Raw genomic sequence first — 11508 nt, 5'->3', positions numbered from 1 at the left:
TCCTCCCCAACGTCCTGGTTCAGGGCCCGGCTTGGGATGCGGGCGTACAGTATTTCGGCGGTCCGGTCCGCCGAATTCGAGGCGACGATCGACACTTGGGCCGACTGACCGACAGCACGGTCTCGTTCGTCATCCTCGACGGCGACCTCAACGGGGTATCGCCGCCCTTGCGGGCGCCGGAGCCCACGCCCTAAGTCCTCACCCGGTAAGCGCGAGGCCGGAACGCCTACTTCCTGAGCCATCACGACCTGCGGCGGTTCCGGGTCGGGCAGCCGATTGAGGCATTCGACCGGGAGTTGATCAGCTTCATCGTGCCCCTGCGTCCCTGAATCCATCTTCTACCGTGCGAGGTCGAGGCGGTTGTGATGGGGATCGTTGCTGGAGGAGTTCGCGCGGCGGAGGCGGTGACACGCGAGCGGGTCCGCGAGCAGATGGTGGAGTTGGAGCGGCAGTTGACGCCGAGGAACATTGATCTCGCGGCTGGTGATCGCCCGGGAAACGGCACCGAGTTGGTGTTGGGTGTGAAACGGGTCGGCAGGCCGAGCCGCTTGTCGGGCCGCGTGTGAAGTCGGCTGGGGAGTCGGCACCGCACACGCCGCCGAGCCGCTGCGGGAAGCGTGCGGTGGTGGGGCCGCGGCCGGTGTGGCGGCCGTTCAGCGGGATGTTTTCGCGGCGGGGCGCACCATCAGAGGCCAAGTGGCCCGGAGCGCAGGGCTGACCACGGCCTGAACCCCGGAAGCGGCTCGGCCTGACGCACACCGCCTTCCGACGAGGATGACCTGGTCTGGCGATGCCGCACACCGTCATTCCACAGATCTGGCGGGAACTGCTATCACTTTCGCCCAACTGCAGGGCGTCAATTACCGCTAGTGGCCAACTAGCCAAGCTTTTCATTCAAGCCGAAAAGGCCGCGAAGGAGATTTTCAGTTATCGTTTCTCGGGACCACTGCTATTTGCATACAATCAACCTGATTCTAGTTATGACATGCCCACAGGTGGGTCTCAATGTAAGCAGCAGGAGGGGAAGTAGAAGGAGACGACCATGAAGGTCGCCAGGCTGTGGCGCGCCCATACCCCCGCAACGACTGGAGTTAGGTAGTAAGAACAATGGGTGAGCACGCCGCGCTGATCATCCTGGCATTCGTCGTCATGGCCAGCATGATCATCTCCATAGCTGGCACGTGGGCCTTCAAAACCCCTACCACCTCTGTCCGGGCAGCAGTGATCTGGGGGCCGTCACTTTTGGCGGCACAACTACCTTCTTCCTAGGTATCACTGAATGGTATTTCGCCATTGCAAAGAAGTAGGTATTGAAAATGAATTCATCCGGTGCTCTCGCGCGGAGAAGAATGAAGTTTTTCCCATCCGCGTCGCCCATTCGACGCATGTCCGCCTCAGCCCACGAAACGGAGGACAAGCCGACCTGGAGCGCAGGGGCGGCCCACGGCCCTGAGTGACGGAAGCGGCGCGTCAGCCCGGAGGTCCAGCCCGGCCGCAGGCCCACCGACGGTGGACGAGGGATCACAATTCGGCTACGGCGTTGCCGCTGCCGGCCGACGGCCGCGTTGAGCCTGTTGAATGCCCTGACGTCGGCGCTGGGAATCACCATCGAGGACTAGGCAGCCAGTCCGTCACGAGTCAGGTTGGTCTCGACCATGCCGAAGTCGAGCGTGCGCGCGAACTCCGACAGTTCGTCCAGGAGGGTCTGGCCGTAAGGGGTGAACGGGTCCCGCTCGGTTTCCAGGCCTTGGCAGCAGTCCTTTAGTGGTTCGGCGAACGCGTCCACGAGCGCGCTGTCGCCGCGGGCATCTTGCATGTACATGAGGGGTACTGCGACGACGGCGGAGTGGAAGGCCTTGTCGAAGGGGCGGAGTTCGCCGATCTTGACGGCGCTGACGACGCGGTTCTCTTGCCGGGCGAGGTCTTCGGTGGGGAGTTGGTAGAGCTTGTTCACCATGTCGAGGATGAACAGGTTGAGATGGGTTATCTCGTGCACGATGGTCTCGGCGAAGTCGTACGTGCCCCAGTTGGGACCGGGGCTGATGGCTACCAGGCCGGGTAGATGGGACGCGGAGCCGGTGGAGGTGGAGTTCAGCAGCACGATGTTGGTGATCAGCAGGTCGCACAGGTAGCCCAGCGCGGGGAACGTTTCCCGCGTGTAGGCCAGGGCCAGTTCGACTTGCCCCGACCAGGCCCGGCGGCGGAGCTGCCCAACTGGTTGTAGCCCGACGAAGATGTTCTCGAATACGTGGTGGTTGACCAGGTAGCTGCCCCAGTCGTCGCTCTCGTCGCTGATGGCCACGCCGGTCAAGGGTGGGGCGATCGGGTGGAGTTGGGTGAGGGTGTTCGGTAGGCGCTGGCCAGGCCGGGCGCGGAGGGGAAGGCATCCCCGGATGCGTGGACCAGCCTGGCTACCGACTCCACGGAGTGCGGGAGTTCAGGAAATGCGTGAGGGATGCCTCTCCCTTCTGGCCCGGCGCCTGGATCAGGTCCAGCCGCCCATCATGGACACGTTGTTGGCGGTCGTGAACTCGGTCAGGTTTCGCTTGCGGTTGCGCACTTGACGGACAAACGATCAGAGGCCGGTCCCTGGTTTTCAGGAACCGGCCTCTGAGCTGGCGTTATCTGTCGGGGTGGCGGGATTTGAACCCACGACCTCTTCGTCCCGAACGAAGCGCGCTGCCAAGCTGCGCTACACCCCGGTGGTGGCTGCCCGGGAGTCGTACGTGCCTCCCGGCGCCTCGACCACTTTAGCGGATAGTCCGGGGTGCTGCGTCACCATTATTCGGGGCGAACGGCCGTGAAGGCGGCTACGGCGCCCGAGCGGGTGAGGGTGGGGGTGGTCAGGCCCGCGGTGAGGAGGTGGGTGCGAAGGTCGGCGAGGGTGGCGGTGGGGCCGAAGACGGACGTGCGGCGGCCGAGGGTGAGGAAGGTGTCGTGGAGTTTGCCGGTGCCTCGGATGAGGGTGGTGCCGCGCAGGACGCCGCCGGGACGCAGGACGCGGGCCAGTTCCCTGAGGGCGGAGGCCGGGTCGGGGAGGCAGTGGAGGCCGTTGTAGGTCACGCAGGTGTCGAAGGTCGCGTCCGGGAAGGGGAGTTTCGTGATGTCGGCCTGGACGAGGGTGACGGTCGCGTTGTGGCGGTGGGCGTTCTTGCGGGCTCGGGCGAGCATCGTTGGGGAGAGGTCGGCGGCCACGTAGTGCTTGGGGGCGCGGAGGGTCTTGAAGGTGAGGCCGCCGCCGCAGGGGACGTCCAGGATGGTGGCGTCCGGGGGGATCTGGGCGATGCTGCGCCAGAGCTCGTCGATGTCGTAGGACCAGAGAAGGCGGGCCAGGGGCTTGGCTATGGCGCGGTGGTTGACGGCGAAGTCGTAGGCGGACGCCTGGAGGCGTTCGGTCTTCCAGCGGGTCCGCGGGTCGGTCATCGGGAGACGAGGGTGAGCAAGGACGCCTCGGGCGGGCAGCAGAAGCGCATCGGGGCCATGGGGGACGTGCCGAGGCCCGCGGACACGTGGAGCCAGGAGCCGCGGTGCTTGCTCAGCCCCTTCACCCGGGGACGGTCGATGCCGCAGTTGGTGGCCAGGGCCCCGTAGAAGGGGACGCAGACCTGTCCGCCGTGGGTGTGGCCCGCCAGGAGCAGGTCGTAGCCGTCGGCGACGAAGCGGTCCATGTTGCGGGGCTCGGGCGAGTGCATGACCGCCAGGTGCATGTCGGCCTGGGGATCGACGGGGCCCGCGATCTTGTCGTAGCGGTCGCGGTTGATGTGCGAGTCGTCGATTCCACCGAACTCGACGTCGAGGTCGCCGACCTTGAGGCGTCCGATGCGGTTGTTGAGGTCGAGCCACCCGGCTGCCTGGAGGGACGAGCCCAGCTCGCGGTAAGGCAGGTCGGGCTCGCGCCTGTGTTTCTTGTAGTCGGACTTGCTGGTGCGCCAGATGTACCGGGTCGGGTTCTTGAACACCGGCGAGTACAGGTCGTTGGACCCGTATACAAAGGCGCCCGGACGGTCGAGCAGCGGCCCGAGGGCGTCCAGGAAGGGGCCGATCGCGTCCCGGTGGGAGAGGGAGTCGCCGGTGTTGATCACCAGATCGGGTTCGAGGGCGTCCAGCGAGCGGACCCAGTTGATCAGGCGCCTCCGGCCGGGCGTGAGGTGCGCGTCCGAGAGGTGGAGGATCTTGATGGACGGGCGGCCTGGGGGCAGGACCGGCACCTCGAAGCGACGCAGCCTGAACCAGTTGCGCTCGATCACGGAGGCATAGCCGAATGTGGCGGCACCGGCGGCCGCCAGCCCGAGGGGGACGGCGTAGAGCTTTCGCACGGACCCATCGTTTCAGAAGTGTGCGCCGCGAGGTAATCCTGATGAGTCTCCCGGGGCTATAGCGGCATGATGTGACCATGAGTGCCCTGAAGGAGAAGCTGGAAGCCGACCTGTCGGTCGCGATGAAGGCCCGCGACGAGCTGCGGACCCGGACCCTGCGCATGGTCCTGACGGCGGTGAAGAACGAGGAGGTCGCCGGGAAGCGGTCGCGCGAGCTGTCCGACGACGACATCGTCAAGGTGCTCACGCGCGAGGCCAAGAAGCGCCGCGAGGCCGCGACCGCCTTCGCCGACGCCGGACGCGCCGAGCAGGCCCAGGCCGAGCGCGACGAGAACGGCGTCCTGGAGCAGTACCTGCCCGCCCAGCTCTCCGACGAGGAACTCGCCGCCCTGGTCGCGGACGCCATCGCCGCGACCGGCGCCGAGGGCCCCCGCGCGATGGGTCAGGTCATGAAGGTCGTCAACCCGAAGGTCGCCGGCCGCGCCGAGGGCGGACGGGTCGCCGCCGAGGTCAAGAAGCAGCTCGCCTGACCGGTCCGTGGGATGGTGCCGCTCTAGTCGTCCCAGGGCCAGGGGAAGTCCTCGTTGGGACGGCCGTGCGACGGCCGTCCGCCCTTCTTCCCGTTGCTCATGTAGATGATCACGGTGGTGCCGGGCGAGACGTCCGCGCCCGGGCTCGGCGAGGTGGACGCGACCGTCCCCTTGGGCTGGTCGGACTCGACCGGACGCGGCGAGACCTGGACGTTCAGGTCGGCGCCCCGCAGCGCCGCCGTGGCGGCCCCGATCGACTGGCCCTTGACGTCGGGGACCTTGGACGAGTCGCCGAAGTCGTTCACCGGGTCCCTGAACCCGGGGGCGGGCTTGCCGGACAGGGCGTTGCTCATGCTCTGTTGCCAGATCGCCGCGGGCTGGTCGGCGCCGAAGACGCCGTAGACCGGGTACTGGAAGGGGCCGCGGTAGTCCCAGTAGGCGGTGGCCGCGGCGAGGTTGGGGGTGTGGCCGGCGAAGACCGCACAGGTGTGGCCTTCACAGGTGCCGGTCTTGCCCGCGGCGGGACGTCCGATGCTGCGTCCCCGGGCGGTGCCCTTGGTCAGGACACCCTGGAGGATCTGGTTGACCTTGTCGGCGACGTCCTCGTCCACGACCTGGCGGCAGTCGTGCTTGGGCAGTTCGAGCTTCTTGCCCTCGGGGTCGACGACCTCGGTGATCGCGCGCGGCGCGCAGTACTTGCCCCGGGCGGCGAAGCCCGCGTAGGCCGCGGCCAGGTGCACCATGTCGATCTCGTTCACGCCCAGGACCTGCGACGGGTACTCCTTGAACGGCTGGCCGTCGGCGCGCTTCATGCCGAACTTCTGCGCCATTTTCACGGCGTTGCAGAGGCCGACGCGCTTTTCAAGGTGGGCATAGAAAGTGTTGACCGAGGCCCAGGTGCCGGTCTTGAGGTTGTATCCGCCCTTTTCTGCGGGGTCGGCGTTACTCGGACTCCACGGAGCCGTCCCGCCGCCCTTGCAGTCCGTCATTCCGGACACCGTGGTCGAACTGCCCGAGTTGATCGTGGTATTGACCGGAATGCCCTGGTCAAGAGCGGCGGCGAGCGTGAACACCTTGAACGTCGAACCCGCCGAAACGCCACTGCCGCCGCCGTGCGCGGAGTCGGCCGCGAGGTTGAGCGTCGTCCGGCCCTTGCCCGGGCCGTACCGCTTGCTCACCCCGATGGCCCTGATGTTGCCGCTGCCCGGCTCGACCATCGCCTCGGCGCCCACCCGATTGCCGCCCGGCGGGACGATCCCGCGCAGCGCCTTGTCGACGTCCCGCTGCATTCCCATGTCCAGCGTGGTGCGGATGGTGTAACCACCCCGGTTGAGCTTGTTGACGATGTCCTGGCGCTGTTTGGGCTTGAGCTGCCAGTACTTGCCGTCCGACAGGATCTGCAGCATCTCGAACTTCGCGTACTCGCAGAAGTACGGCGCCTTGCTGGTCTCACAGCCGCCGACCGGCTCGGTCTTGTTGAGCGTCACCGGCTTGGCGGCGGCCTGGTCGGCCTGCGCCTTGGTGATGTGGCGGAGCTCGGCCATCCGATACAGGACGATGTCACGCCGCTTGCGCGCCGCGTCCGCGAAACGCGTGGGGTCGTACTGGGTGGGGTTCTGCGTGATGCCCGCCAGGAGCGCGGCCTCTTCGAGCGTCAGCTTGTCGGCCGACTTGCTGAAGTACCGCTTGGACGCGGCCTGCACGCCGTACGCGCCGGCGCCGAAGTAGGCGATGTTGAGGTAGCCCTCGAGGATCTGGTCCTTGGTCATGCGCTGCTCGAGATCGAGCGCGTACCGCAGCTCGCGGAGCTTGCGCCCGACCGTCGGGGCGATCGCCTCGAGGTACTCCTTCTCCGTCTTCGCGCTGTCGACGAAGAGGTTCTTGACGTACTGCTGCGTGAGGGTCGAGCCGCCCTGGGTCTGGTCGGAGTTGGCGTTGGACGCCAGTGCCCGGATCGTCCCCTTGAGGTCGAGGGCGCCGTGCTGGTAGAAGCGGTAGTCCTCGATGTCGACCATCGCCGTCTTCATGATGGGCGCGACCTGGTCGAGGCGGATGGAGTCGCGGTACCGGTCGAAGAACCGGCCCATCTCCTTGCCGTTGGTGTCGTACATGACCGTCCGCTCGGACGGCGCCGACGTCTTCAGCTTGCTGTCCATGTTCTCGAAGTCGTCGGCCGCGTCGCGCGCGGTCAGCCCCGCGCTGCCGACGCCGGGCAACGCGATGAACGCGACCAGCACGCCCGCCACGACCCCGGCTCCCACCAGCTTGAACAGCGTGGAGAACGTCTGACCCCAACCCTCTTTTACATCCCGCACGCGCCCTAGGGTACGCGGGAACGACCAGTGCATACGGGGACAGGTCTCCCACTGGGCGAGCCGGGATGTGACAACCGTCACGCTTCCTTGGACGTCAAGGAGAGGTAACTAGTCCGTTCCGGCGGTATGGCCCCGGTGGGCTATATCGAGAATGGGCCCATCGGGGGCTGTTGAATCCTCCCTCGCTTCCGTAAGTTCTTCCCCACGGCTTTCGTTTGGCGGCCCGACGTCCGCGCCCGTCTGGCCAAGGAGCGCAAATCGACACAGACCCTAGGGGAGTGGGGCCAAGATGTGGATCACGGATTGGACCGCCCGCGCCGCCTGCCGTAACGCGGATCCAGATGCCCTGTTCGTCCAGGGAGCGGCGCAGAACCGAGCCAAGCTCATCTGCCGCGGCTGCCCGGTGCGAACCGAGTGTCTCGCGGACGCGCTCGACAACCGGATCGAATTCGGTGTTTGGGGCGGTATGACCGAGCGCGAACGCCGCGCACTGCTGCGGCGTCGTCCGGATGTGACCTCGTGGCGCGAGCTGCTGGAGACCGCCAAGGAAGAGTACGAGCGGACGGTCGAGGTGGACGAGGAAGAACTCGTCGCGAGCTGACCGTCCACGTCGGGTCCCGAGCCCGGCGGACACGGTCCGAAAGAACTGACACCAGAGCGGCCGCAGGGCCCATGCGACGGCATGGGCCCTGCAGTCGTTCCCTGACCCGCTCTCGTTCTGCTGCTTCACCCGGCCAATCCAGCCCAGCGTCCACCGTCCCCATCACACCCCCGAGGGACGCACGCCCACCGACTCGAAGAGCGCCTGCCTTCGTCCAAGCACAACCCAGCTACCCCTGAACTACTCGCGCCGGCGCCAGCGGGGACGGGCCGATGCGTCGGCATATCTGCGGTCAACCTCCTCCGCCCTTGTCCCCGCGCCGTCGCCATCGTCGATCGGTGAGGACCCCCGGGACGGTGGCGAACGCTGCTTGGCAACAACAGCGCTCGTCACAGCAACGAGGTCAGCCGCCGCTCAAGGGCGCCCCAGCGACGCGCACGCAGTGCACGGCAGCCTCGCTGGAACGCTCCGCAGCTCGCGCGAAACGCGAAGCCTGCCGACTCGGCTGGACGTCCTCAGGCCGCCCACCGGGGCGAAGGGGGTTCAGGCGGCGAAGGGGGTTCAGGCGGCGGAGAGGTTCAGGCGACGGAGAGGTCGTGACCGACTCGGCGCAGGCCGTCCAGGTCGTGGACGTCCTCCGCCTGGGCCGGGACGGCGGTCACCGGGACGGTGGGATGGGTCGAGGCGAAGTGGTCCCTCAGGCGTTCCTCGCGGGCGGCGAGTTGCATGCGGTCGGTGTGCAGGCGCAGGAGGGCGGCGGTCAGCGGATGCTCGCCGAGTTCCTCCAGGTTCTCGGCCGCGGCTTGACTGCGGGCGGCGGACAGGACGTCGCCAACGGGCTCGTGGACGCGGTTGACGACGAGCCCGGCCAGCGGCATGCGCTCCTCGGCCAGCCGCTCGACGAAGTAGGACGCCTCCCGTAGCGCGTCCGGCTCCGGCGCGGCCACCACGAGGAACGCGGTGCCGGGCGTTTGGAGAAGCTGGAAGGTCTTCTCCGCGCGCTCTCGGAAGCCGCCGAACATCGTGTCGAATGCGGCCACGAACGTCTGGACGTCCCGCAGCAGTTGGACGCCGAGAACCTTGTTGATGACCCCGGTGAACATGCCGAATCCGGCACTGATCACCTTGACGCCGAAGCGGCCGCCGGTCTTGGCCGGGGCGGCCAGGATCTTCATGAACCGGCCGTCCAGGAAACGGCCCATGCGGGCGGGCGCGTCCAGGAAGTCCAACGCGTTCCGGGACGGGGGCGTGTCGACGATGATGAGGTCCCACGCGCCCGAGCGGTGCAGCTGCCCGAGCTTTTCCATCGCCATGTACTCCTGAGTCCCCGACAGGGACGACGACAGCGACTGGTAGAAGGGATTCGCCAGGATCTGTCGGGCACGATCGGGGTCGGCGTGTGCCTCGACGATCTCGTCGAAGGTCCGCTTCATGTCGAGCATCATGGCGTGCAACTCGCCATCGCCGTCGACCTCGATGCGGCGCGGGTTGTTGTCCAGCTCCGACAGTCCCATCGACTGCGCCAGACGCTTCGCCGGGTCAACGGTGAGGACGACGACATCTCGTCCCCGCTCAGCAGCGCGCACCCCAAGGGCCGCCGCCGTGGTCGTCTTCCCCACTCCACCCGAACCACAGCACACGATGATCTTCGTGCGTGGGTCGTCGATCAGCGCGTCGACATCCAGCGCAGGCGGTGTCTTGCCGGTCATGCCGCCTCCTCGCGGGGGACAATCTGCTCAATTCTCACTCGGACGAACCCCAGCCCGCGCCACAAAGCCGCCGCCCTCATCCCGATCCGCCCGCCCCACCATGCCTCGCCGTTCCCGGCCCGCTCCGTCCGCCCCACCAGCAGGACCCCAGATCCGAACCTGCCGCCCAAGCAGTCCCCAACGGCAATGCCAGCCCCCCGTGAACCAGCCCCAGCGACAAAGTCGCGTCCGCCGCCCGAACCACGTCCGAAGGCAGTGTCGGGAACACTGCCCGGAACTTGCCCGGTGGCCGGGCCAGATCGGCCGCCCAGACCAAACCCGACGTCGGAGCAGAGGCCCATGGCTGAAATGTCGGAGAGGCCACTCCCACCGAAGCGATACGCGCTATCGCAGCGGAAGTTGACGCCCGACGCGAGCGTGCTGGAACCGGCCCCAAACCCGAAGCTAAAAGCAAGGCCATCGCGAGGGCAGAGCTCGACGCCGGGTCGGAAGGTCAAGCGGAACCTGTGCGACAACCGCGATCCGCAGAGTGCGCGCGTTGGGCGCGATGAGCAGAGCTGGGGTATTCGGCGCGCCCGTCGCGCTGCGCGGAGCCTGCTGGCCCGTCGCGATTCGCGAAGCTCGCTGGTCTTGGGCGGTGAGCACGCTGCGCGGGGCTCGCGTGTTAGGCGGGACGATTGCGATGCGCGAGCCTCGGGTGTTGGGCGCAACCGTCGCGCTGCGCGAAGCTCGCTGGTTCGGCGCGGTGAGCACGCTGCGCGGAGCTGGAATGTTAGGCGGAACGGGCGCGATGCAGGGAGCTGGGGTGTTAGGCGGGGCGCGCGAGATCCGCGGAGTTCGCTGGATGAGCGCGACCAGCGCAATACGCGGGACCCGCGTGTTGGGCGGGACGAGCGCGACCAGCGCACCGAAGCGACGGTGGCCACGCCACCAGCACCCGAAAGCTCATCCCTGGCGTCGCTAGCCACGGTCACGCCGCGCCCTGCTTGCTCAACGCCTCCGCCAGGTCATAGAGGCCGGCCAGATCCATGCCGTCCGTCAGCAGGGGGAGCGTGTAGCGCGGTTGCTCGACCGCTTCGAGGCGCTCCTTCTCGCGACGCTGCAACGCCGTGCGCCGGGCATGGTCCCCGGCCTCGGCGGCCAGAGCCGCCGCGATGGCGTCCGCGCCGTGCTCCAGCCCCGCGGCCTTCACCCCTCGCTCGATCTCGCCCACGTCGAGGTTTCCGGCGGCCGCCGCGGCCAATTCGTCCTCGTTCAGCACTGACGGGTGTTCCATGTTGATGAAAACGCCGCCGACCGGGAGCCCTGCCTCTGTGAGGTCGTGGATGCCGTCCATGGTCTCCTGGACGGGCATCTCCTCAAGAAGTGTGACGAAGTGCACCGCGGTCTCCGGACTGCGCACCACCTTCATCACGGTGTCGGCATGGTTGCGGACCGGTCCGACCTTGGCCAGCCCGGACACCTCTTCGTTGACGTTGAGGAACTTGGTGATCCGGCCGGTGGGCGGGGCGTCCATGACCACGGCGTCGTAGATGAACGAGCCGTTCTTCTCCTTGCGCCGGACGGCCTCGCTCGTCTTGCCGGTAAGGATCACATCGCGCAGGCCCGGGGCGATGGTGGTGACGAAGTCGACCACACCGAGCTTGGTCATCGCCTTGCCGGCCCGCTTGAGGCTGTAGAACATCTCGAGGTACTCGATGAGTGCCTCTTCGGTGTCGATGGCGAGCGCGAAGACCTCACCGCCGTCGCGGGCGACGGCGACCTTGCGTTCCTCGTAGGGGAGGGGCGGGCAGTCGAAGATCTGGGCGATGCCCTGGCGCCCCTCGACCTCGACCAGCAGTACCTTCCGTCCACCCGCGGCCAGCGCCAGGGCCAGCGCCGCGGCGACCGTGGTCTTGCCGGTGCCGCCCTTGCCGGTGACCACGTGGAGGCGTACGCCGTCCCAGTCGGTGTCTTTCGCACTCATCCGATCGACCATATCGTTCGCTCAGTAGGGACCTCAGAGGCCGTCCGCGCCTCTGCAAGTGATTCCTGACA

General features: G+C 67.3%; 9 protein-coding genes and 1 tRNA gene. 3 read left to right on the top strand and 7 right to left on the bottom strand.

All coding sequences use genetic code 11. The features are described from left to right. Window positions 1-365 precede the first annotated feature (365 nt). Window positions 366-566 (top strand): hypothetical protein, encoded by a 201-nt coding sequence (locus tag ACQPY4_RS40915; RefSeq protein WP_433330659.1) that lies wholly within the window; start codon window positions 366-368, stop codon window positions 564-566. Between the two features lie 1049 nt (window positions 567-1615). Here the strand turns inward: ACQPY4_RS40915 and ACQPY4_RS40910 are convergent. From ACQPY4_RS40910 to ACQPY4_RS40895, 4 genes are all read right to left on the bottom strand, one after another. Continuing rightward, on the bottom strand, window positions 1616-2302 hold the full coding sequence (locus tag ACQPY4_RS40910; RefSeq protein ID WP_433330657.1) for an aKG-HExxH-type peptide beta-hydroxylase: 687 nt from the start codon (window positions 2300-2302) through the stop codon (window positions 1616-1618). Between the two features lie 326 nt (window positions 2303-2628). Beyond that, window positions 2629-2702, bottom strand: a tRNA-Pro gene (locus ACQPY4_RS40905). A 79-nt stretch (window positions 2703-2781) separates the two neighbouring features. After that, complete coding sequence (locus ACQPY4_RS40900) at window positions 2782-3423, bottom strand: class I SAM-dependent methyltransferase (RefSeq protein ID WP_433330655.1); 642 nt, start codon at window positions 3421-3423, stop codon at window positions 2782-2784. Next, on the bottom strand, window positions 3420-4316 hold the full coding sequence (locus ACQPY4_RS40895) for a metallophosphoesterase (protein ID WP_433330653.1): 897 nt from the start codon (window positions 4314-4316) through the stop codon (window positions 3420-3422). Before ACQPY4_RS40895 ends, ACQPY4_RS40900 begins: the two co-directional genes overlap by 4 nt. A 77-nt stretch (window positions 4317-4393) precedes the next feature. Between ACQPY4_RS40895 and ACQPY4_RS40890 the strand changes: the two genes are divergently transcribed. After that, window positions 4394-4846 carry a GatB/YqeY domain-containing protein gene (locus tag ACQPY4_RS40890; RefSeq protein ID WP_433330651.1) on the top strand — a complete coding sequence of 151 codons (453 nt, stop codon included), beginning with the start codon at window positions 4394-4396 and terminating at the stop codon, window positions 4844-4846. A 23-nt stretch (window positions 4847-4869) separates the two neighbouring features. Here the strand turns inward: ACQPY4_RS40890 and ACQPY4_RS40885 are convergent, their stop codons facing one another. Then, a complete protein-coding gene (locus tag ACQPY4_RS40885) occupies window positions 4870-7161 on the bottom strand; it encodes a penicillin-binding protein (protein ID WP_433330649.1) in 2292 nt (763 codons plus the stop codon). A 289-nt stretch (window positions 7162-7450) separates the two neighbouring features. Between ACQPY4_RS40885 and ACQPY4_RS40880 the strand changes: the two genes are divergently transcribed. Next, on the top strand, window positions 7451-7762 hold the full coding sequence (locus ACQPY4_RS40880; protein WP_433330647.1) for a WhiB family transcriptional regulator: 312 nt from the start codon (window positions 7451-7453) through the stop codon (window positions 7760-7762). 578 nt (window positions 7763-8340) lie between these two features. On the opposite strand, the gene ACQPY4_RS40875 is transcribed toward ACQPY4_RS40880, so the two are convergent. Together ACQPY4_RS40875 and ACQPY4_RS40870 are read right to left on the bottom strand one after the other, a co-directional pair. Further along, window positions 8341-9471 (bottom strand): ArsA family ATPase, encoded by a 1131-nt coding sequence (locus ACQPY4_RS40875; RefSeq protein WP_433330645.1) that lies wholly within the window; start codon window positions 9469-9471, stop codon window positions 8341-8343. Between the two features lie 970 nt (window positions 9472-10441). Beyond that, entirely contained in the window at window positions 10442-11437 is a 996-nt protein-coding gene (locus ACQPY4_RS40870; protein WP_433330643.1) for an ArsA-related P-loop ATPase, read from the bottom strand. Window positions 11438-11508: the final 71 nt, after the last annotated feature.

This window comes from Spirillospora sp. CA-294931, assembly GCF_050946795.1.
Taxonomy (GTDB): domain Bacteria; phylum Actinomycetota; class Actinomycetes; order Streptosporangiales; family Streptosporangiaceae; genus Spirillospora.
The sequence above is the reverse complement of the archived record's forward strand: the minus strand, read 5'-3'. Positions and strand labels throughout refer to the sequence as shown.